Raw genomic sequence first — 22,242 nt, 5'->3', positions numbered from 1 at the left:
TATTTTCTGCCTTGGTGAATGCAACGAGGAGGTGAACAAGATGAGCCCCGTTATTTGGTGGATCTTGATCGTTCTCGTTGTTGGCGCGATTACCTTTGGGATTGGTTACTTCGTCCGAAAGTCGATTGCCGAGGCTAAGATTTCCAGTGCAGAGCAGGCTGCCGTCCAGATCGTCGAACAGGCGAAGAAGGAAGCGGATGCCCTGAAGAAGGAAACGGTGCTGGAAGCGAAAGACGAAATCCATAAACTCCGTTCTGAAGCGGATAAAGACATTCGGGAGAGACGCAATGAGAATCAGCGTCTCGAAAGACGGCTGCTGCAAAAAGAGGAGTCACTGGATAAAAAACTAGAAGCACTCGAACGCAAAGAAGAATTGGTAGCCAACAAGGAGAAACGAATCGAAGAAACACAGGATCAGATCGACTCCATCTACAGACAGCAACAGAGCGAGCTCGAACGGATCTCCGGCCTGACCACGGAGGATGCCAAGACCATCATCTTCACCAACGTGGAACAGGAAGTCCGCCACGAAACTGCCCAGATGATCAAGGAAATCGAGCAGCAGGCAAAAGAAGAGGCGGACAAGAAGGCGCGAGACATCATCTCGCTGGCTATCCAGCGTTGCGCCGCCGACCATGTGGCGGAGACGACTGTATCGGTCGTCACGCTGCCGAACGAAGAAATGAAGGGCCGGATCATCGGCCGCGAAGGCCGCAACATCCGCGCGCTGGAAACTTTGACGGGTATCGACCTTATCATCGACGATACGCCGGAAGCGGTCATCTTGTCCGGCTTCGATCCCATTCGGCGTGAAATCGCCCGCACCGCACTCGAGAAGCTCGTTGCGGACGGACGGATTCACCCGGCCCGCATTGAAGAGATGGTGGAGAAATCCCGCCGCGAGGTGGACGAGCGGATTCGCGAGTATGGAGAGCAGGCCACTTTCGAAGTGGGCGTGCACGCCATCCACCCGGATCTCATCAAGATTCTCGGCCGCCTGAAGTACCGGACGAGCTACGGCCAGAACGTGCTCAAGCACTCCATGGAAGTCGCTTACCTGACCGGGTTGATGGCCGCCGAGCTTGGCGAGGACATCACGCTGGCCAAGCGCGCCGGACTGCTGCATGACATCGGCAAGGCTCTTGACCACGAAGTGGAAGGCTCCCACGTCGAGATCGGCGTCGAGCTGGCCCGCAAGTACAAGGAGCATCCGGTCGTCATCAACAGCATCGCGTCCCATCATGGCGACTGCGAAGCGACCTCCGTCATCGCAATGCTGGTCGGAGCGGCAGACGCCTTGTCTGCAGCGCGCCCAGGCGCACGCCGCGAGACGCTGGAGACGTACATCAAGCGTCTGGAGAAGCTGGAGGCCATCTCCGAATCGTTCGACGGCGTCGAGAAATCGTACGCGATCCAGGCCGGACGCGAAGTCCGCGTCATGGTGCAGCCGGAGAAAGTCGACGATACCGAGGCGTTCCGCCTTGCCAGAGACATCACGAAAAAGATCGAAGGCGAGCTCGATTATCCGGGACATATCAAGGTCACGGTCATTCGGGAAACCCGCGCGGTCGAATACGCCAAGTAATACCGTGGATCATCCCGCTCTCCGGAGCGGGATTTTCTTTGTAATCCGAAGGAGGCAAGTCATGCTGAAAGTCATGTTCATCGGAGATATCGTCGGCAACGTCGGCCGTACGGCGCTGCGCAAGGCGCTGCCCGCTCTCCGGTCCAAATATAATCCCGACATCATTATCGTGAACGGCGAGAATGCAGCGGCCGGCAGGGGAATTACGGCCGCGATCGCCAAGGAGTTTTTTGACTGGGGCGTCAACGGCATTACGATGGGCAACCACACCTGGGACAACCGGGACATCTTCGAGTGGATCGACGATGAGGAGCGGATCGTCCGTCCGGCCAACTTCTCGCCTCAATCGCCCGGCCGCGGAGCGGCGGTCATCAAGGCGAACGGCAAGAAGCTCGGCATCCTGAACCTGCAGGGCAGGACATTCCTGCCGCCCAATGACGATCCGTTCCGCGTGGCGGACGAGCAGCTGGAGCTGCTGCAAGAAGAAACCCGCTGCATCATGGTCGACTTCCACGCGGAGGCGACTTCCGAGAAGATCGCGATGGGCTGGTATCTTGACGGCAGAGCGAGTCTCGTCGTCGGTACGCATACCCATGTGCAGACGAACGATGACCGGATCCTTCCGGGCGGCACCGCCTATCTGACCGATGTCGGCATGACCGGGCCGATGGACGGCATCCTCGGCATGGAGCGGGGCGCTGTGCTGCATAAGTTCCTGACCGGCCTTCCGTCGAGATTTGTCGTCGATGAAGGCGACTGGCATCTGCACGGACTGCTCGTCCAGATGGACGAAACGACCGGGCAGGCTGCAAAGCTGGAGAAAATTCGATTGACCGAGACCTCTCTAGCGATGTACTGATAAGAACGGTGGCGAATCCTGGAGACGGCTATCGGAATGGAAGCAGGAATTTTTTGTCCCCTCTCGAATAGGTATGGAAGTAGTGTAGAGCCGCAGCTACCCATCATTCCCGAGGAGGTACTTTCCATGGAAGTATTAAAAGTTTCCGCTAAGTCCAATCCAAATTCCGTCGCAGGGGCACTGGCTGGAGTTCTAAGGGAACGTGGAGCTGCTGAGCTGCAGGCGATCGGGGCTGGAGCCATCAATCAGGCGATCAAGGCGGTCGCGATCGCCCGAGGCTTCGTCGCTCCCGGCGGGGTGGACCTCATCTGCATTCCCGCTTTCACCGATATCGTCATCGATGGCGAAGACCGCACAGCGATCAAGCTGATCGTAGAGCCGCGCTGAAGACCGGACAACTTATTCGATTCGACCTGTTTACGGTGTAAGCAGGTTTTTTTGCGTCCATTTACAGCCATGGATTCATATCATGCAAGAGCAAGAAACGGAACAGGAGGCTGCAGCGCCATGAAACACCCTGTACTCGGAGTCGCGGATCTGCATTGCGACGTGCTCAGCAAGCTGCTGAGTCATCCGGAGCTCGACGTCTGCCAAGCGGCTGGCGGCTCCGGCAGCCGGCAGCTCGACGTGACGCTTGACCGACAGCTGGCAGCGGGTTATATGCTTCAGGCCTACGCGATCTATTTGACGGAAAGCAGGCCGAAGACATTCGACGCCGTTCTCAGAAGCATCGACCTCTTTTACGAAAAGATCGTCTCCAATGATGCCTACCGGTTCGTCGCGAGCAGGCAGGATCTTGAGCGCAGCCTTGCCGAACGCCGGATCGCCGCCCTCCTGACGCTGGAAGGAGCGGACGGGCTGGAAGGAGACTTCGCGATGCTTCGCATTGCGCGCAGGCTGGGAGTCCGCTTGCTTGGCCTGACCTGGAACTATGGGAACTGGGCGGCCGACGGAGTCATGGAAGAACGACAAGGCGGACTCACGGAGAAGGGACGGCAGCTGATCCGGCATTGCAACGAGCTCGGCATCATTTTGGATGTGTCGCATTTGACGGAGACAGGGTTTTGGGAACTGGCGGACCGGACCGAGAGGCCGTTCATCGCCTCGCATTCCAACGCGAAGTCTGTCTGCGCCCACCCGAGAAATCTGACCGACGATCAGATTCGGGCGCTCATTGCGATGGGAGGAAGGATCGGCATGACCTACGTGCCTTATTTCGTCAGCAGCGCGGAGCAGGTGCATATTGACGACATCCTTCGCCATATCGAGCATATATGCGCTTTGGGAGGAGAGAAGCACATCATGCTCGGTTCCGACTTCGACGGCATCGAGCTTTACGTGGAGGGTCTTCGGCATCCCGGCGACGTCCGCTCGCTGCGATCCGCTCTCGTAAGCGAGTTCGGAGCGCGGCAAGCCGCGGCTTTTATGAATGGAAACGCGATTTCCTTCCTTCTGAGCGAGCTGCCGGGGGACTGAGGCATCGGGCAACTATCAGTATCTGTTATAGGTTCCATCGGATTCCTGTATGAGAACTTTTCTCGATAATGCCTTGCATTTTTAAAGGTGGAGGCATAAAATTTATGGAGATTGTGAAAAAGGTCTCATAGCAGATGAGGAGTTGGACGCAAGTGATCAGTCAGCTGTCTTGGAAAATAGGAGGCCAGCAGGGCGAAGGCGTGGAGAGCACCGACCGGATTTTCTCCACCGCTCTGAACCGCCTCGGCTATTATTTATACGGGTACCGTCATTTCTCCTCGCGGATCAAGGGCGGACATACCAATAACAAAATCCGCATCAGCACATCTCCCATCCGGGCCATCTCGGATGATCTCGATATTCTTGTCGCGTTCGACCAGGAAAGCATCGATCTCAACGCGCCCGAGCTCCGTCCCGGCGGCGTTGTCGTGGCGGACGCGAAATTCAATCCCGCCTTGCCGGAAGGAAGCGACGCGCGCCTGTTCGCCGTGCCGATCACATCGATTGCCGAAGATCTGGGCACCTCGCTCATGAAAAACATGGTGGCCTCCGGCGCATCCTGGGCGCTGCTCGGCCTTCCGCTCGAGGTGTTCAACAAAGCGGTCGAAGAAGAATTCGGCCGCAAAGGCCCGGCGATCGTCGAGAAGAACGTCGAAGCCGTGAAGCGCGGCGCCGAATTCGTGCTGGAGCAGGCGGGAGGTCCGCTCGAGGAGTTCGCTCTCGAGCCGGCCGACGGCAAGCAGAAGCTGTTCATGATCGGCAATGAAGCGATCGGCCTCGGCTCGGTTGCCGCGGGCTGCAGGCTCATGAGCGCTTATCCCATCACTCCGGCATCCGAAATCATGGAATACCTGATCAAGAAGCTGCCAAAGTTCGGCGGCACGGTAGTCCAGACGGAAGACGAGATCGCGGCCGTGACGATGGCGATCGGCGCCAATTATGCCGGCGTGCGCACGATGACGGCATCCGCCGGACCGGGCTTGTCCCTCATGATGGAGGCGATCGGCCTCGCCGGAATGACCGAGCAGCCGCTCGTCATCGTCGATACGCAGCGCGGAGGACCTTCGACGGGACTGCCGACGAAGCAGGAGCAGTCCGACCTCAACGCCATGGTCTACGGCACGCATGGCGAGATTCCGAAGGTCGTCATCGCGCCTGCCTCGATCGAAGACTGCTTCTACGACATGGTGGAGGCCTTCAACATCTCGGAAGAATACCAGGTGCCGGTCATCGTCATGACGGATCTGCAGCTGTCCCTCGGCAAGCAAAGCTGCGAGCCGATCGACTACGACCGCATCGAGATCCGCCGCGGCAAGCTGCAGCGCGAGCTGCCGGAGCTGGAGCAGCATCAGCTGTTCAAGCGTTACGAGCTTACCGAGGACGGCGTATCTCCGCGCTCGCTGCCTGGCGACAAAGGCGGCCTGCATCATGTGACCGGCGTCGAGCATGACGAGACGGGAAGGCCGTCGGAGAGCGCCGTGAACCGCAAGAACATGATGGACAAACGTCTGGGCAAGCTGGCCTCCCTGCAGATTCCGGAAGCCATCCGCGTCGACGCTCCCCATGAGAAGCCGCGCCTGCTGATCGTCGGCATGGGGTCTACGGGCGGAACGATCGATGAAGCCCGCTCGCGCCTGGAGAAGGACGGCATCACGTCCAACCATGTGCAGGTGCGCCAGATCCATCCGTTCCCGACGGAGCAGCTCGCTCCCTATCTGGACCAGGCATCCCAGGTCATCGTCCTGGAGAACAACGCCACGGCCCAGCTGGCTTCGCAAATCAAGCTGCACTGCGGATACGCGGACAAAATTCGCAGCGTGCTCAAATACGACGGCAATCCATTCCTGCCGTCCGAAGTGTACGAAGCATCTAAAAAGGAGTTGACCCCCGTTGGCAACATTTAAAGAGTTCCGCAACAACGTCAAGCCGAACTGGTGCCCGGGCTGCGGCGACTTCTCCATCCAGGCTGCGATTCAGCGCGCTGCCGCCAACGTCGGCTTGGAGCCGGAGCAGCTGGCCGTCATTTCCGGCATCGGCTGCTCGGGCCGGATCTCGGGCTACATCAACGCTTACGGCCTGCACGGCATCCATGGCCGGGCGCTCCCGATCGCGCAAGGCGTCAAGCTGGCCAACCGCGAGCTGACCGTCATCGCTTCGGGCGGCGACGGCGACGGATTTGCGATCGGCATGGGGCATACGGTCCATGCGATCCGCCGCAACGTCAACATGACGTACATCGTCATGGACAACCAGATCTACGGCTTGACGAAGGGGCAGACGTCGCCCCGCAGCGCCGAAGGCTTCAAGACGAAATCGACGCCGGAAGGCTCCATCGAATCCGTTCTGTCGCCGCTCGAAATCGCCCTGTCGGCAGGCGCGACATTCGTCGCCCAGTCGTTCTCCAGCGATCTCAAGCAGCTGACCGCGCTCATCGAAGCCGGCATCAAGCATGAAGGCTTCTCGCTCATCAACGTGTTCAGCCCATGCGTAACCTTCAACAAAGTCAACACCTACGACTGGTTCAAGGAGAACATCGTCAACCTGGACGGAACCGCCGGAGAAGGATACGATCCTTCCAACCGCCTCGCCGCCATGACCAAAATCATGGAGACGAACGGTTTGGTTACCGGCCTCATCTACCAGGATACGAAGCGCCGCTCGTACGAGAACCTCGTCAGCGGATTCCAGGAGCAGGGTCTTGCGAATCAGGACCTCAAGCTCTCCCGCGAGCAGTTCGACAAGCTTTTGAAGGACTTTGTCTAGGCTTGTCCGTCATCGTTCAGCCCGGCCGTTTCCCCATTGGGGAAGCGGCCGGGCTTTTTCAGCATTTTTACTCTTATCGGTATGGCTGCCTCAGTCAGCGGGTTGATCCCGGCATACCCTAATGTAAAAAGGACGGTTGCCTGAAGCATGAAGCGATCCGGAAAAAAACGTTCCCTCAAAGCGGATGAACGGAGGCAAAGACAGCTTCAAAATCAGCTGATCCGAAAAACCGTCCGTCAAGTCATGAAGTCGATGAGGTCGAAGGCGCACGCATTTGCAGCCCCTGTCCGCCCAAGCCGGCTCCAGGGTTCAAGCCAGCTCCAGAGCCCAAGCCTGCTCCAAGGCCCAGCCCCGGTACAAGGCCCAAGCCTGACCCGATACCCGCGTTTTTCGATGTCCCCGCCGGATTATAAATCCATGAGAGTTCTCCTCGTGTCCATGCTGCCTGCCGACCTATGGAGGGTGGAGCCTCTGCTCGCCGAGCATGTGCGCCTGTTCGCCAAAGAAGTCATACCAATGAAATATTCTGAAAAGGATTTTTGCGCCCAAATCGTGGACTACCAGCCCGATGTGCTGATCATGGCCGGCAGCGAACAGACGCTCACTCCGCTAGCAGCGACTTTTTTGAGGGGAAGCGACATCAAGAAGGTATGGTGGATGACGTCAATCGAAGCCGCGAGTCACGCCGATCAAAGGCTGCTCCAGGCTTTCTCCGCAATCTTTGTCCCGCAGGTTGAAGATGCGGAGGCACTGTCCAGGCTTGGAACAAAAGCCGGGGTGCTTCCCTTTGGCGCGGATCCAGCGCGGTTTTACCAACGCCATGTGGACGAACGGCATGCATCCGGGCTGCTCCTGGTAGGTCAGTCAACGCCGGCAAGACGGCAATGCCTCTCCGCTATCCGCCAGGGTCCATTGGAAGGCGGCAGAATTCTCGCTATGGGCAAAGGCTGGGAAGGCTGTCCGGGCGGTCGAAACCGCGGATTCCGGAGTTCCATCGGAGCTTTATTATAACGGAGCCGCCGCGGCAATCAACTGGGAGGAAGACACCGCAACGATGCTGGAGATGGCGGCTTGCGGCACGCCGCAATTCATCTGGCTTCCGGATGCCGCTTCTTCCGTGATGGCGCCCGGAGTAGACATGATTCCATTCGCCAAGGAGGAAGAGCTGCCGCGGCTGATCCATCATTACTGGCACAATCCCGACAAGAGACGAGCGGTAGCTACCGCTGCTCTGGAACGGAGCCGGTATGAATATTCGTATGTGCAAATATCCCTGAAGCTGCTCAAAGCCGCGTATCAGGCTTAGGAGGATCGTACAGGTGAAGCTGATTGCCTATCTGCTTCCTCAATTCCATCCTATTCCGGAGAACGACCGGAGCTGGGGAAAAGGGTTCACCGAATGGACCAATACGCGTAAAGCCAAACCGCTTTACGCCGGACATGAGCAACCCAGGGAGCCGCTGCATGATTATTATTATGACCTGACCTCCCCTGAAGCGAGGGAGTGGCAAGCTAGCCTGGCGGCGAGGTTCGGCATTTACGGCTTTTGCTATTATCATTACTGGTTCAAGGGGAAAAAGCTGCTGCAGCAGCCGATGGAAGAAATTTTATCGATGGGCACGCCGAATTTCCCTTTTTGCTTTTCCTGGGCGAACGAATCCTGGACGAAGAAATGGGACGGCGGCGACAAGGATATCATCGTGGAGCAGCAATACGGGACCGAATCGGATTGGAAGGAACATTTCAACTATTTGTTGAACTTCTTTCTCGATCCGAGATATATCCGAATAGACGGCAAGCCGGTCTTTCTCATTTACCGTCCTGGAAATATGCCTTGCTGGGAGGAGATGCGCCGTTGCTGGAACCGGTGGGCAGAGGAAAGCGGGCTCCCAGGCTTGTACTGGATTCGTACGCTGGGCGGATTCCCGGTGCCGAAGCAGCACGGATTCGACGCCAGCGTCGAGTTCGAGCCCCATTATACCTTTGCCACCAGCCCGAACAACATCCAGTGGAGAAAATTCGACATCAATAACGGCTATCATCATGTCTTCGACTACGACCAGGTCTGGAATCTGATCTTGAACAGGTCGCGCCTCAGGGAAGGGGAGCCGATCATGCCGGGAGCCTTCGTCGGATGGGACAACACGCCCCGTTTGAAGTCCGGAGGCCAAAGCTGCGTGGGCGGAAGTCCGGAGAAGTTCGGCTGGTACTTGAGTCGTCAGATCAGACGGGCTGCCGAAGTGTACAAGAGCGATTTCCTGTTCATCAATGCATGGAACGAATGGGCGGAGGGAACCTATCTGGAGCCGGATAAGCGCCATGGCGATCTCTATCTCCAGGAACTCCGCAAGGCGGCGGAGGAGGCGGGATCGCAGGGCAGCGGCCCGCGGATCTATAACCGCTGAATTCCGAGCGCCGGCACGGCGCCCGATACGTCGACGAACAGGACATAGACGGATCCGTCCGATCCGGGAAGCACAAGGCCGGGCTGAGCTGCGGAGCCGGAGCTGTAATAGTTGACGGCCGTCGGGGAGGAAGCGATGCCTGGAGCGGAAGGAAGAGCATCGATGATGAGACGGCTGAATACCGACACCGTACCGCCGATCGCAGCGGATCCCTCTACATCCAAGTGGTTCAGGATGGTCTGGCTACCGTTGACTTGAAGGCCCTGGGCTATCGTCTGGTTGCCGTCTACCTGCAGGTCGTTCTGGACGGTCTGATTGCCGCCTACCAGCAGGGCGCCCTGCACGGTGCAGCTGCCGGTCACCTGGACGCTGTCAAACGTTGGCATCTGTCTTCACTCCTAATCTATCGGATGCTCTATTCTATGAATGGCCGTATAGATAGGATCGTGCCGTTCGCCCAATGTTGCGCAAATTGTAAAAAAGGTCATTCGACACGGCTTCCGCCGATCCGTATAATGAAATCAGCGACGTCAGGCATACGCTCCTTCGTGAGCCGTATGCCTTTTCGCTTGAGCTTGCCCCATGAGTGGTAACGCCCTATATAGAGAACCTCCGGAAAGGATGAGACGATCATGAGCAAAACCGTACCTGTAGGCGTCTCCGCGCGCCATATCCACTTATCCCAGGAGCATGTCGAGGCTTTGTTCGGCCAAGGCTACCAGCTCACCGAATTCAAGCCGCTGTCTCAGCCCGGCCAGTTCGCGGCCAACGAAACGGTCGCGGTCAGCGGCCCGAAGGGCTCGTTCCCGAAGGTCCGCATTTTGGGACCCGCCCGCAAGGCGACCCAGCTGGAAATTTCCCGTACGGATGCTTTTGCGACAGGAATCAAGGCTCCCGTGCGCGAGTCCGGCAACATCAGCGGCTCCGCCGGCGTGACGATTACCGGGCCTGCCGGTGAAGTGACAATCGAGGAAGGCGTCATCGTTGCGGCGCGCCACATCCACTTCCATACCGACGACGCCGAGAAATGGGGCATCCAGGACCAGCAGCAGCTGAAGGTGCGGGTAGGAGGAGAGCGGGGACTCGTGTTTGAAAACGTGATCGCCCGTGTATCTCCGAGCTTCGCCCTGGACATGCATATCGATACCGATGAAGCGAACGCAAGCGGCGCCCAGACAGGCGATGCCGCCGAAATCATCGGCTAGAAGGAAGAAGCTGCGGCTGCCCGTGAGGGCAGTCGTTTTTTAGTGCCGACTTTGGTATAATAAAACCTTGGAATAACCTGCACGGGGGACCATAATTCTCTGGCCGCAAGGCGGATGAGACAGGAGCGATTGGCAATGGCAGAGCAGAACAGCACCGCGCCTTCAATGGCGGGAGTCAAGCATTCCAGCATTCACGATCACGGGCCGAACTGCCCGGTTGAAGTGTACGATACCCGGGATTTGCTCGTACGGGACGATATCATGAACAAGGCCCGCGAATTGGCGGGATTGATTTATTCTTCGGAGGAAGTCCAGGTGTTCCGCCGCGCGGAGAAGCAGATCCAGGGCAACGACCGGGTCCAGTCTCTGATGGCCGGCCTCAAGAAGAAGCAAAAGGAGCTTGTCGCTTTCGAGCAGACGTTCAAGAATTCGACCATGGTCCAGAAGATCGAAACCGAAATGGATCAGCTGCAGGACGAGCTGGACGGGATTCCGATTGTCGGCGAATTCCAGCAAAGCCAGGCCGATATCAACTACCTGCTTCAGATGGTCGTATCGATCATCCAGGATACGGTTGCCGAGAAGATCGCCCTCGACGGCGCGAAGCCCGAGGATCCCGAAAGCTGCGACGAATAGAAAGGAGACGATATCAATGAGGAATTTTGTCTACCATAATCCCACCCGGCTGTACTTCGGAGAAGGCCAGCTCCAGCAGATGGCCAAGGAAGCGGCTCAATTGGGCCCTAACGTGCTTCTCGTCTATGGCGGAGGCAGCATCAAGAAAAACGGCCTGTACGACGAGATCATGACCGTGCTCGGCGAAGCCGGCTGCAAGGTCACCGAGCTTGCCGGAGTCGAGCCCAACCCGAGGCTGTCGACCGTCCACCGCGGTGCCGAGCTGTGCCGGACGAACGGCATCGACTGGGTGCTGGCAGCAGGCGGAGGCAGTACGCTGGATTGCGGCAAGGCGATCGCGGCCGCGGCCAAATACGACGGCAGCTTCTGGGATATCGTCAGCCGCAAGGCTCAAGTTCAGGACGCCCTGCCGCTAGGCACGGTTCTGACGCTTGCCGCTACCGGCTCGGAAATGAACAGCGGCTCCGTCATCACCAACGAGGAAACCGAGGAGAAGCACGGCTGGGGCAGCCCGCATGTGTTCCCCCGCTTCTCCGTGCTGGATCCGGCCTACACGGCTACGGCTCCCAAGGATCACACCGTATACGGCATCGTCGACATGATGTCCCATGTGTTCGAGCAGTATTTCCATCACGATCCGCTCACGCCGGTCCAGGACGGCTTCTGCGAATCCGTTCTGCGGGCTGTCGTGGGCACTGCTCCCAAGCTGGTCGGAGACCTCGGCAATCTGGAGCATCGGGCGACGATTCTCTACAGCGGCACGATGGCTTTGAACGGCGTGCTCGGCATGGGTACGCTCGGAGACTGGGCGAACCATGACATGGAGCATGCGCTGTCTGCGGTTTACGACATTCCGCATGGCGGCGGGCTCGCCATTCTGTTCCCGAACTGGATGACCTATGTGCTGGACGACAACGTCGGCCGGTTCCGTCAGTTCGCCGTCAATGTGTTCGGCGTGGAGCCGGATGGCAGAAGCGACAAGGAGATCGCCGAAGAAGGCATCTCCAGGCTGCGGGAGTTCTGGACTTCCCTCGGAGCTCCGTCCAAGCTGGCCGATTACGGCATCGGAGAAGAGCGTCTGGAGGAAATGGCGGCCAAGGCGGCGCCAGGCCGTCAGATCGGCAACTTCCGCAAGCTGGACAAGCAGGACGTCCTGAATATTTACCGGTTGTCCCTTTAAGCCTATAAATGCAAAGAGCCGCGCTGGATGCGCGGCTCTTTGCATTTGTCCGGGTCCGGACGGGGGCTGCGGGATATGCCGGTCGTCAGGCCGCCTTGCCGGCTGAAAAGGCGCGGGAGCGGGACTTCAGCCGCATGACGGGCAAATAGGAGCGCAGAGCGACGGTAATAGCGGCAGCGGCGACATTTTTAAGCAGATCGGGCAGCAGGAACGGATAACAGCCGACCGCCATCGCTTTATCAAAAGAGAAGCCCGTGACATGCATCATCCATGGGATGCCGCCTACATAGACGAACAGCGAGCCGAACGTTTCCATGACGACGAGAATGAGCGCGAACGCTGCGACAGGATGGCGCCCCGCCTTGCTGCGAAGAATGGCCGTCACGAGCAGGCCGATGATCAGCGCCGAGATCGGAAAGAACCAGATGAAGCCGCCGGTAGGTCCGGTCATATGCGCCAGTCCCCCTTGCGCCCGGTACAGGGGCAAGCCCGCCAGGGCGAGCAGGTTGACGAGCAGGATGCTCAGAAAGCCGTCCTTGCCTCCGAGGAACGCGCCGATGAGGGCGACGGCCATCGTCTGCAGGGTGAACGGAACGAGCGAGGACACTCCGGTGCTGATGGTGATGGAATTGAACACGACGAACAGGGCTCCGAACAGGGCGATGAATACGGCCCGACGCAGCGATTGGGATGACGACATCATAAACATTTCACTCCTCAAATCGGTGGAATCAAGTTATAATGTTAACCATGAACGAAGCGCAGAAGGTTAACAAAACGGATTTTAGCACAGCTTGCCTTCGTTGGGAAGGGAAATTTGGGAAGGCGGGAAATGATGAGCAGGGCATCCGAAGAAATGGCCGTGCCGGCAGAGGCCGGCAAACGGGAACCGGAGAGGGTTCATCGAGAGCAGACAGCCGGGCTCTTGAGAGAAGGCGATGGAAGGAGCGAAACGCTCCAGGGCGCAGAAGGGAGAACGCTCCTGTCTGTCGCCGATCTCGTCGTCTACCCCGAGGCTCCCGAGCAGCGGGAGCCGCTCCTGCAAGGCATTACGATGAAGATCAGGCAAGGGGAATGGGTACATATCGTAGGGGCCAACGGAAGCGGAAAATCGACTTTGCTGCGCACCCTCGCCGGCCTCGGCAGAAACCCGCAGGCGGAGCAGAGCATCACCCGCATGCTGCCTTCGCCGTTTGATGCCAGGCCGCTGCCCGTCGTCCTCCAGCAGCCAGATGCCGCCATAACGGGCTCCACGCCATGGGAAGACCTCGTCATGGCTCTGGAATATGCAGGAATGAACGGTGCCGATATCATTCCGAGGGCGGAGGAGGCGCTGGCCGAGCTTGGCCTGTCCGCCTTGATGCACGCTCCCGTGTCCACCCTCTCGGGAGGGCAGAAGCAGCTGCTCGCGGCAGCCGGAGCGCTTGCAGCCGGATCCCCGGCCATGCTGTTCGACGAAGCGGCATCGATGCTGGACAACGACTCGGCCCGCCTGCTGATGAAGCATGCCCGCGCCATGCAGCGGCGAGGCATCGCGATCGTATGGGTGACGCAGAACATGGACGAGCTCGAAGCCGGAGACCGGGTTTTTGCGCTCAAGGACGGACGAATGGTATGGGAAGGAAGCTCGGAACGCTTTTTCAGTCCGCTCGCTTCCGGGGAACCGCCTTGTCGTCTTGCGGGTCTGGAAGCTCCTTTCGCCGCGCGGACGGCCATGGAATTGAACGCGCTCGGCTTCGGCATGGGCGTCATGCCGTTGAACGCGGAAGAGCTCGCGGAACGGTGGAGCACGCATGGAACGGCTTCTCATGCCTTCCGAGCTGCTCCCCCTGCCGTCTCCCCGGAGATTTTTTCCTCGCTGGAACAGCTGAAGCCGCGGTCCGTTCCCCGGGACTTGATTCTCAGCGAAGCCGTTCCGAGAATTGCCGGAGCGGACGGAAGCCGCAGCTTCTCGGCCTGTTTTCGCGGAGGCAGGCTGACGCTGCTGGTCGGAGGCAACGGTTCGGGTAAATCGACGCTGCTGGAAACCTCCGGAGGTGTCAGGCCGCTGGCGTCAGGGGTCGTTCAGCTCGGAGAAGAGCCGCTCTGGAGCGGCCGGCGTCCGAACCGCGACGTCCTGCTGTCGCTCGGGATTGCCCTCCAGCAGGCCGAGACGCAGTGGTTCGCCAAAAGCGTGGTGGAGGAGCTTCATTATTCCGCGAAGCCCTACAGGCTTGCCGGAGAGGAAAGGAGCTCGAGGATCAGGGAAGCGATGGAGGCGGCCGGTCTGGACATGGAGCTGCTGGAGAGGGATCCTTGGACTCTCAGCGGCGGGCAGCAGCGTAGGCTGGCGCTCGCCTGCATTGTTGCAGGAAGGCCGGAGTGGCTGCTGCTGGACGAGCCATCGGCCGGGCTGGATGCCGAGGGCACGGAGCGGCTGTGCTCCATCCTGCAGGCGCACCGCGCCGCAGGAGGCGGCGCCGTCGTTGCCGCCCACAGCCTCGACGCGCTGCTGCCGATCGCGGACGAGGTCGCCATCATGGACGGCGGCGTTGTCTGCGAGGTCATGGAGGCATCCCGCTATGCCCGGTCGATCGCCCGGGAAGCCGGAGCTCCGCAGGCTTTGCAGGCGGCCGCCTGCTTCGGGCTGCTGGAAGCCGACGCCGTTCCCTGGCTCAGCCCGTCGGAGCTGGCCGGCCGGCTTGCTTCCGACAATCCTGCAGTTGCTCCGGGGAGAGCTTCCGAGCGGAAGAGAGAGAGCAGGCAAGGTACAGATCTGTCGGGCACTCGGGAAGATCAAGCGGGAGATCAAGCCGCGGGATGTATCGCCGATCGGGAAGAGGCCGGGAAAAAAGCTCGAACCGAGATTTGGAAAGCGGATCAAGAGAGGAAAGGCAAGGACATAGGGAAATGGATTGATCCGCGCGCTCTCATCGCCTCCTATCTGATGGTCGCCGCAGGCGTCCTTTCCCAGAAAAGCTGGCTTGGAATCGGGGTGTCCCTGGCAATTGCGCTGGCCATCCTAGTTCCGCTGCGTTCCTCGCTCCGAATCTACGCGGGAGCCGTGAAAGGGTACGGAGTGTTCGTGCTGACGCTGGCAGCCGTCGCGGGCATCGGCCTCGCGCCGCTTCATTTCCAATGGGAGCCTGCAGCGGACATGCTGCTGAGAATGCTGCGGCTCATGCTGGTCATGCTGCTCGGCTTGCCGCTGCTGGCCCTGCTGCCGCCGTTCCGGCTGCAGAAGGCCGCGGACCAGCTGCTGGCTCCGCTGGCCAAGGCCGGCTTGCCTGCAGCCCGGATCACCCTTCCGATCAGCCTGCTGTTCCGTTTCATTCCGATGCTGGCCGAGGAATGGCAGCGCTATGCGATGATCGGGGCCGCCAGAGGGAAGTTCGCAAGCCGTCCCGGCCGCGTGCCTCCTTCCATGCTGTACCGGGCAGCCGTGCCGTACATGCTGTCGGTCCTCAGGCTTGGGGACAGAGCTGCGGATGCGCTGGAGGCCAAAGGGTTCGGGGCGGGAGACGGCATCAAAAGATCCGCCTTCAAGCTGCGGCTGTCGATGCGGGACGCACTGGCATTGGCGGCTGGCGCCGTCCTGTGGGGGGGACTCCGTTTCATCGCCCGGATATAGGAAAAACGCCTCTGAAAGGGGTGTACACCCGACCACAGATCGCGGATAATGGAGCATAATGGCAGAGGCGCTTCATCGCCTCCGTCCGGCATCCGAGAGAGAAGCGAAGGTGTGCATCGTGGAAGAAAAAGGGCGAAGTTCAAGAGCCCGCCTATTGAAGTTCGGCATGGTCATGAGTCCGCGCGTCTGGCTGAATGCCCGGATCGACCTTACCGCAGCCTGCCTGTTCAGCCTGTTCAATGTCGTCATGAACCAGTTTTACCTGCTGTTCGCCCTCAAGCAGGGAGCATCCGATCTTCAAGCCGGCTTGCTGGCCGCCGCTCCGGCGATCGGTCTAGTGTTCTCCCCGTTATGGGCTTCCCTCGTCGAGAGAAGCGGCCGGCCGATGCCTTTCGTCGTGCTGCCCAACCTGATCGGCAGGCTGCTGCTGTTTCTTCCTGCCTTGTTCCCGGAGCCTGGCGTATACGTCGCGGCGGCTGTGATCTTCCAGCTGCTCATGGGCATCCAGGCGCCGGCCTACGCCTCCCTCATCTCGCAGGTCTATCCTTCCGAGCTGAGAGGCCGGCTGATGGGGTACGTCCGAATGGCTGCAGGCGCGGTCACCATTCCGCTGGCCTATCTCGTCGGCATCTGGGCGGATGCGTCGGGGCCAGCCGGCCCGCTTATGGCCGCTTCCGTCATGGGCGTATCGTCCATCCTGCTCTTCAAGACGATGAAGCTGCGCAAGCAGCCTCCAAGAGTGGTGCCTACGGCGCGCTTCAGCTTCCGCTCCCAGTGGGATCTTGTGCGCTCGAACCGTCCGCTGGCCGTCTTCCTGCTCGCGACAACGTTTGCCGGCTTCGGCAACATGCTGGCCAATCCGCTGTACCAGATCGTGCAGGTTCAGGTGCTGAATCTGACGAGCACCGAAGCGGGCTATGCGCGGGTCGCGTATTTTGCAGCGCTGCTGCTCACCTATTTGATCGCCGGCCGGGTGCTGGACCGGTTCGATATCCGCCACACGCTGTTATGCGGCATATGCGCATACGCGGTCGTTCCGATGCTTTACGGCTTATGGGGCACGTACGAGGCGGTCATCGTCGGCAACGCCGTGCAGGGAATCGGGGAAGCGATCTGGGATATCGGCATTCTCGCTTTCGTATTCCGGCTGGCTCCCGGACGCGAAGGAACCGTATTCGGCCTCCATCTCATGCTGTTCGGCATCCGGGGGTCGATCGGACCGCTGCTCGGCACCGCCTTCTCGGGCCAGCTCACGCTCATGCTGCTGATCGCTTCCGCATGCGGATGGATCGGCACGCTGCTCTTCTTTGCCGGCAGCCGCGACAAGGCCGGTCCGGGTTTGCCGCTCTCCGCCAGCCTCCGCGGCTGAATGGCGGATGGCCTCAAGGCCGATCGGCCGCTTCATTCCGTTGTTCCGCCGCGCGCTGACGCGGCTTTTTTTATCGGACAAAAAGCCAGATTCCGTCAGACGGCCATCTTGTTCCCGATCCATGCCTTCGATTCAGAGGCCGGGGAACGGGCCGTCGGTCCTGATCGAAGAAACTTTCGGGGCCGCCCTGTCGTCAATGAATCAGATTCTATCGCTTGCCGCCGGCCTGCGGGCATAACGGCAAGCCCGGAAGGAGAACCGATATGCCTGACGTTCCGTCCGTTCCCCAGGGCGATCTGCGGCCGCCCGGCAAGCGCCGGCGCGTGGCCGAGATGCTCCTGACGCTCCTGACGGCAGCTCTTGCCTCGCTGCTGCTCCAGCAGTTCGCTTTTGCGCAGACCGAAGTGCGCAACATCAGCATGCAGACGACTCTTACGGAAGGCGAAAGGCTGGTCGAGAACAAGCTGGCCTATGTGTTCGGGAACCCCCAGCGAGGGGATATCGTCATCATCTATGGACCGGAAAGCCCGCTCAGGCTCGTGAAAAGGGTAATCGGACTGCCCGGCGACCGTCTTGATTTCCGGGATGGAACCGTCTATCTCAACGAGGCCGCGCTGACGGAGCCTTACGCCAAGGGGGCGACCTTCCCGGAAGGCCTGAGGCTTCCGTTCACGGTGCCGGAAGGGACGGTATTCGTCATGGGAGACAATCGCGAGCATAGCGAGGACAGCAGGGATCTGGGGCCGATCCGCATGAGCAGCCTGGAGGGCAAGATCGTATTCCGGCTGTGGCCGCTCGGCAAGGCAGGACCTTTGGACTGAAGCCTGAGCCGATGCTTGTCAAAAAGGAAAGAGGAGCAATGATTCATCCGCTATCACCGAAGGGAGGCGCTCATGCCGTTCACTTTTTCCCATCCGCTCTACGCCGCGCCGCTGCGCCGGCTTGCGCCCGCCTTGAGCTTGAGCGGGCTCGTTCTCGGCAGCATGATTCCGGACATGGAATATTTTATCGCCATGAACTCCTACCGGAGCATCGGACATTCGCTGACCGGATTCATTGGGATGGGCATACCGTTGAGCCTGGCTTTCTTATCGGCTTGGGAGAACATCCTGAAGCCTGTCCTGCCGAAGCTTCTGCCGTCGCTGGGCGGCGTCGACCGATATGCCGAAACGCTGCTTGGACGCCGTGACAACACGCCGGCAAGCGCCGCGGGCTGGGCGCTCCTTCTTGTCTCCCTGTTCATCGGCTTCTGGTCGCATCTCTTCGTCGACGGGATGACGCATACGAACGGATGGCTGGTAGCGAGGCATCACTCGCTGTACCGGATCGAAGCGGGGCTTCCCTTGTATAAATGGCTGCAGTACGGGCTGTCCTTGCTCGGCTTGCTGCTGCCCGGCGTTTGGCTGCTCGGGGATTACATCCGCTGGTACATGAAGGAAGGGCGCCGCCGCAAGAGAAGCAAGCCGGCTCCGAAATGGGGGGCGGCAGCGGCCGCCGCCTTCGCCGGATTTCTGCTCCTGGCAGGCAAGATTCTCTTCGAGCCGAACGCCGACAATATCGTCCTGTGGCTCGTAGCCGGCTGTTCTGCGGCGCTCTTCGGCTGGTTCGTCGCAGGAGTGCTGTCTGCCGGAGCGCAAAGGAAGCGCCTGCCAGCCGCCATGATGGGGCTGCTGCTGCTGGCTGTCTTGATTGCCGCCTTCAAGGGCTATCGGATGGCCGCGGAGTTGAGTTACGGCATCCAGGGGCAAGGCACGGCCGCTTGGCTGCTGTACATTTGGCTATTCTCCCTGGGGGTATGGCTGCTGTCCAGAATCGGAGGGAGCGGCATGGCCCGCGCCGATCACAGCGGCGGCATCCGCATGTTTCGATAGGCCATGAAATGAATTCGCCGGGAGCTGCTCCCGGCTTTTTGCGGTTCTATTCTTCGTTCATAATGGGATGTATCCAAGCCATAGTTTATAATTTTGTAAGAAATGGTACCCTAATGGTTTAGATCTATCCTTTAGAATGGACATTGAAGCTGCCGCAGACGGCGCTCGGAGGGAGGAGCACCATGTCGATCCGTTTCAAGCTGCTGCTGTCCTACATCGCCATGGCTGCCGTTCCTCTCGTGCTGGTGACTGCGGCCATGTCATTCATGGTGTATATGATGGGCTACCAGGATATGCGGGATTTCTTTGAAAAGAACCGGGACAAGGAGTACGGGCAGGCCGTCCAGTTCGGCGAGCTGTGGTATGTGCTCCAGCATGATTCCGGCAAGCTGCTGGACGATGCCTATCTCAAGCAGATCGACAGTCGGATGAACGAGGTCCGCAGCGGCTTCGTCCTGGAGAAGGACGGAGCCATCGCTTATTCCTCGTCGCTTGCCTTGGACAGCGGGCAGCCGGAGAAGCTGCTCAGCCAGAAAGGCAATATTCGCGATCCTTTAACGATCGGTTCTTTCAGCTATGAAGTGTTCCATGCCGGGTTCACTTATCCGGACGGAACTCCCGGCAAGGCGGCGATGTTCAGGCTCAGCGAAGCCATACCGGTCTATCTGAGGCCGCTGATCACGATGCTGCTGCTGCTGGCCGTCGGCCTGATGAGCGCCTTTATGGCGCTGATCGTATCCCGCTCCATCACCAGGCCGCTGTCGCGGCTCAAAAATGCGGCTTTGTCGCTCAAGGAAGGTAATCTGGAGCCTGTTCCGCTGCCGTCCGGCAATAACGAAATCGGCCAGGTCGGGACTGCTTTCGAGGAGATGCGAAGCCGCCTGAAGCTGACGATCGAGCAGATGCAGCAGTATGAGGAGAACCGCAAGATGCTGCTGTCCCACATCTCCCATGATCTAAAGACCCCGATTACGGCCGTCAGAGGGTATGTGGAGGGAATGCTCGACGGAGTCGCCGACACGCCGGAGAAGCAGGAGAGATATCTCCGGACCGTATTCCGCAAAGCGAAGGATATGGACAGGCTGATCGACGAGCTCTTCCTCTATTCCAAGCTGGACCTGCACAAGGAGGAATTTCTGTTCCGGCGAATCGACCTCAAGGCTTTTCTGCGGCATTACCTGGAGGAAAAAAGCTTCGAGCTCGAGAAATCGGGCATCCTGCTCTCGGCCCATATCGCCGGCGGGCCCAGTCCGATGCATGCGATGGCCGATCCGGAAAAGCTCGGCAGAGCGCTGGACAATATGCTGGACAACAGCGCCAAGTACATGTCGCTGGCAAGCTCGGATGAGCGAAAGGTCGTCTTGAGGCTCGAAGCGGCTGCTGAGGCTGCCGAAATCATTATCGAGGATACCGGACCCGGAATCGACGAGGAGGCGCTGCCCTTCGTGTTCGACCGCTTCTACCGCGCGGAGATGTCCCGCAATCCGGAAACGGGCGGCAGCGGCCTCGGGCTTGCTATCGTCAGGCAGATCGCAGAAGGACACGGAGGCTCCGTCGCGGCGCGCAACAGGGCGGAGGGAGGAGCGGCGTTCATGATGCGGCTGCCTCTGGAAACCGCCGGTCCCAAGGAGGCGAAACCATGAAACGCGTGTTGATCATCGAAGACGAAAGCTCCATTGCGGAATTGCAGCGCGATTATCTGGAGAGCCACGGATTCGAGGCGGATATCGAGCAGCGGGGAGACACCGGTCTCGCACGCGCGCTCCAGCATCCCTACGATCTCGTCATTTTGGACCTGATGCTTCCGTTTGCGGACGGGTTCGAAATATGCCGCAGGCTGCGCAAGGAAAAGGATGTCCCTATCCTCATGATTTCCGCCAAGAAAGAGGATATTGATAAAATCCGCGGCCTCGGGCTCGGAGCGGACGATTATATGACCAAGCCGTTCAGCCCCGGCGAAATGGTGGCAAGGGTGCAGGCCCATCTGTCCCGCTACGACCGGCTGACCGGCAAGGCGACGGCCGCCGAGGGAGAGAGGCTGCGCATCCGCGGGCTGCTCATCGACAAGTCCGCCCGCCAGGTGTTCGTCAATGGAGAAGAGGCGGCTCTGACGAACAAGGAATATGAGCTGCTCCTGCTGCTCGCTTCCCATCCGGGCCGGGTATTCGGCAAGGAGGAGCTGTTCGAGAGAGTGTGGGGCCTTGACTCCATCGGGGACATCGCCACCTTGACGGTGCATGTCCGCAGGCTGCGGGAGAAGATCGAGGAGGTCCCCTCCGAGCCCAAATTCATCGAGACGGTGTGGGGCATCGGCTACAGGCTGAGGGCGTAACGCGGCTGGCTGCCGCTGTACCGCATAGAGAGAAATCATACGATAGAGGAGTGAAGTCAGGTTGAAGAGCATAATCCGATTTTCGATCAACAACAAATTCGCGCTGTGGCTGATGACGCTGATCGTGGTGTTCGGCGGGGTCTACGCCGGGACCAACATGAAGATGGAGACGCTGCCCGACATTACGGTGCCGATCGTCAGCGTTACGACGGTCTATCCGGGCGCCTCGCCGGAGGAAGTGCTTGAATCCGTTACGAAACCGGTCGAGCAGGCGACCCGCAATCTCGATGGAGTGAAGGAGGTCAGCTCCACTTCCTACGAGAACGCTTCTTCCATCGTCATCGAGTACGGTTTCGGCAAAGACATGGAGAAGGCGCAGCAGGAAGTGCGCGAGGCTCTGGGCAGCCTGAAGCTCAAGGACGGCGTCCAGGATCCTTCCGTATCGAGGCTGAGCCTCAATGCATTCCCTGTCACATCCCTCAGCATCTCGAGCAGCAAAGAAAATCTGGCCGCGCTGACCAAAACGGTCGAGGACGATATCGTTCCGGAGCTCAAAGGCTTGGAAGGCGTCGCCTCCGTCCAAATCTCCGGCCAGCATGTCGAAGACGCGGAGCTCAGCTATAAAACGGAGGAGCTGGCCAAGTACGGCCTGACGCCGGAATCGGTCCAGAATGCAATCAAAGCGGCTGCCGTGAACGTTCCGCTCGGCATCTTCACCTTCGGCAGCTCGGAGAAGTCGATCGTCGTCGACGGCCAGATCATGACGGCGGACGATCTCTTGAACATCGAAATTCCGTTGATTCCTTCGGCAGCAGGCGCCGGAGCAGGAGCCGGTGCAGGAGCAGGAGCAGGTGCAGGAGCTGGCGCCGCAGCCGGCGGCGCGGGCCAAGCCGTACCGGACCTAGGCGCCGGAGCTTCCCAAGGCGGAGCGGCTGCGGCGGGGGGGGGGCC

Annotated in this window: 21 protein-coding genes; 19 read left to right on the top strand and 2 right to left on the bottom strand. The window is 59.7% G+C overall.

The window, feature by feature from the left end; genetic code table 11:
- The first annotated feature begins 40 nt into the window (after positions 1-40).
- The 9 genes from rny (at position 41) to VE23_RS05430 (ending at position 9,088) form a co-directional block, all read left to right on the top strand.
- Complete coding sequence (gene rny / locus VE23_RS05470; protein ID WP_048746436.1) at positions 41-1,585, top strand: ribonuclease Y; 1,545 nt, start codon at positions 41-43, stop codon at positions 1,583-1,585.
- A 64-nt stretch (positions 1,586-1,649) separates the two neighbouring features.
- The gene (locus VE23_RS05465; protein WP_174806375.1) at positions 1,650-2,444 is read left to right on the top strand and encodes a TIGR00282 family metallophosphoesterase; all 795 of its coding nucleotides are present in this window, start codon (positions 1,650-1,652) and stop codon (positions 2,442-2,444) included.
- Between the two features lie 126 nt (positions 2,445-2,570).
- The gene (locus VE23_RS05460) at positions 2,571-2,831 is read left to right on the top strand and encodes a stage V sporulation protein S (protein WP_048746433.1); all 261 of its coding nucleotides are present in this window, start codon (positions 2,571-2,573) and stop codon (positions 2,829-2,831) included.
- A 120-nt stretch (positions 2,832-2,951) separates the two neighbouring features.
- A complete protein-coding gene (locus VE23_RS05455) occupies positions 2,952-3,920 on the top strand; it encodes a dipeptidase (protein ID WP_048746431.1) in 969 nt (322 codons plus the stop codon).
- A 152-nt stretch (positions 3,921-4,072) separates the two neighbouring features.
- Positions 4,073-5,824: a 2-oxoacid:acceptor oxidoreductase subunit alpha gene (locus tag VE23_RS05450; RefSeq protein WP_049867524.1), complete on the top strand. Its 1,752-nt coding sequence runs from the start codon at positions 4,073-4,075 to the stop codon at positions 5,822-5,824.
- Positions 5,811-6,683 (top strand): 2-oxoacid:ferredoxin oxidoreductase subunit beta, encoded by an 873-nt coding sequence (locus tag VE23_RS05445; RefSeq protein ID WP_049867523.1) that lies wholly within the window; start codon positions 5,811-5,813, stop codon positions 6,681-6,683. The genes VE23_RS05450 and VE23_RS05445 overlap by 14 nt, the downstream gene beginning before the upstream one ends.
- Before the next feature lie 432 nt (positions 6,684-7,115).
- Entirely contained in the window at positions 7,116-7,694 is a 579-nt protein-coding gene (locus VE23_RS05440) for a hypothetical protein (RefSeq protein ID WP_157053912.1), read from the top strand.
- 43 nt (positions 7,695-7,737) lie between these two features.
- Complete coding sequence (locus tag VE23_RS05435) at positions 7,738-7,989, top strand: glycosyltransferase (RefSeq protein ID WP_049867521.1); 252 nt, start codon at positions 7,738-7,740, stop codon at positions 7,987-7,989.
- Positions 7,990-8,002: 13 nt separating this feature from the next.
- Positions 8,003-9,088 (top strand): glycosyltransferase WbsX family protein, encoded by a 1,086-nt coding sequence (locus VE23_RS05430; RefSeq protein ID WP_049867520.1) that lies wholly within the window; start codon positions 8,003-8,005, stop codon positions 9,086-9,088.
- On the opposite strand, the gene VE23_RS05425 is transcribed toward VE23_RS05430, so the two are convergent.
- Positions 9,076-9,474: a hypothetical protein gene (locus VE23_RS05425; protein ID WP_021879375.1), complete on the bottom strand. Its 399-nt coding sequence runs from the start codon at positions 9,472-9,474 to the stop codon at positions 9,076-9,078. The genes VE23_RS05430 and VE23_RS05425 overlap by 13 nt on opposite strands.
- A gap of 246 nt (positions 9,475-9,720) precedes the next feature.
- Between VE23_RS05425 and pduL the strand changes: the two genes are divergently transcribed.
- The 3 genes from pduL to VE23_RS05410 all read left to right on the top strand — a co-directional run bounded on the left by pduL (position 9,721) and on the right by VE23_RS05410 (position 12,109).
- Complete coding sequence (gene pduL / locus VE23_RS05420; RefSeq protein ID WP_049867519.1) at positions 9,721-10,293, top strand: phosphate propanoyltransferase; 573 nt, start codon at positions 9,721-9,723, stop codon at positions 10,291-10,293.
- Between the two features lie 135 nt (positions 10,294-10,428).
- Positions 10,429-10,929 carry a RicAFT regulatory complex protein RicA family protein gene (locus tag VE23_RS05415; RefSeq protein WP_048746421.1) on the top strand — a complete coding sequence of 167 codons (501 nt, stop codon included), beginning with the start codon at positions 10,429-10,431 and terminating at the stop codon, positions 10,927-10,929.
- A gap of 16 nt (positions 10,930-10,945) precedes the next feature.
- Positions 10,946-12,109: an iron-containing alcohol dehydrogenase gene (locus VE23_RS05410; RefSeq protein ID WP_048746419.1), complete on the top strand. Its 1,164-nt coding sequence runs from the start codon at positions 10,946-10,948 to the stop codon at positions 12,107-12,109.
- A gap of 85 nt (positions 12,110-12,194) precedes the next feature.
- Here the strand turns inward: VE23_RS05410 and VE23_RS05405 are convergent, their stop codons facing one another.
- Complete coding sequence (locus VE23_RS05405; RefSeq protein ID WP_232316814.1) at positions 12,195-12,812, bottom strand: biotin transporter BioY; 618 nt, start codon at positions 12,810-12,812, stop codon at positions 12,195-12,197.
- Positions 12,813-12,941: 129 nt separating this feature from the next.
- Here VE23_RS05405 and VE23_RS05400 point away from each other — a divergent pair, with 129 nt between their 5' ends.
- The 7 genes from VE23_RS05400 to VE23_RS26955 all read left to right on the top strand — a co-directional run.
- Positions 12,942-15,719, top strand: coding sequence for an ATP-binding cassette domain-containing protein (locus tag VE23_RS05400; protein WP_049867518.1), 2,778 nt, complete (start codon positions 12,942-12,944; stop codon positions 15,717-15,719).
- A 58-nt stretch (positions 15,720-15,777) separates the two neighbouring features.
- Entirely contained in the window at positions 15,778-17,088 is a 1,311-nt protein-coding gene (locus VE23_RS05395) for an MFS transporter (RefSeq protein WP_084781317.1), read from the top strand.
- 263 nt (positions 17,089-17,351) lie between these two features.
- Positions 17,352-17,909 (top strand): signal peptidase I, encoded by a 558-nt coding sequence (lepB, locus tag VE23_RS05390; RefSeq protein ID WP_048749784.1) that lies wholly within the window; start codon positions 17,352-17,354, stop codon positions 17,907-17,909.
- A gap of 72 nt (positions 17,910-17,981) precedes the next feature.
- A complete protein-coding gene (locus VE23_RS05385) occupies positions 17,982-18,959 on the top strand; it encodes a DUF4184 family protein (protein WP_049867517.1) in 978 nt (325 codons plus the stop codon).
- 182 nt (positions 18,960-19,141) lie between these two features.
- Entirely contained in the window at positions 19,142-20,602 is a 1,461-nt protein-coding gene (locus tag VE23_RS05380) for a sensor histidine kinase (RefSeq protein WP_049867516.1), read from the top strand.
- Positions 20,599-21,291 (top strand): response regulator transcription factor, encoded by a 693-nt coding sequence (locus tag VE23_RS05375; RefSeq protein WP_021880049.1) that lies wholly within the window; start codon positions 20,599-20,601, stop codon positions 21,289-21,291. The genes VE23_RS05380 and VE23_RS05375 overlap by 4 nt, the downstream gene beginning before the upstream one ends.
- Positions 21,292-21,352: 61 nt before the next feature.
- Positions 21,353-22,242: efflux RND transporter permease subunit (locus VE23_RS26955; protein WP_198156137.1), on the top strand; the 890-nt coding region annotated here is incomplete at its 3' end.

Origin of the sequence: Paenibacillus sp. D9, assembly GCF_001188365.1 — a bacterium.
GTDB lineage: Bacteria > Bacillota > Bacilli > Paenibacillales > Paenibacillaceae > Paenibacillus_O > Paenibacillus_O humicus.
Note: the sequence above shows the minus strand (reverse complement) of the source record. Positions and strands in the feature narration are given on the sequence as shown.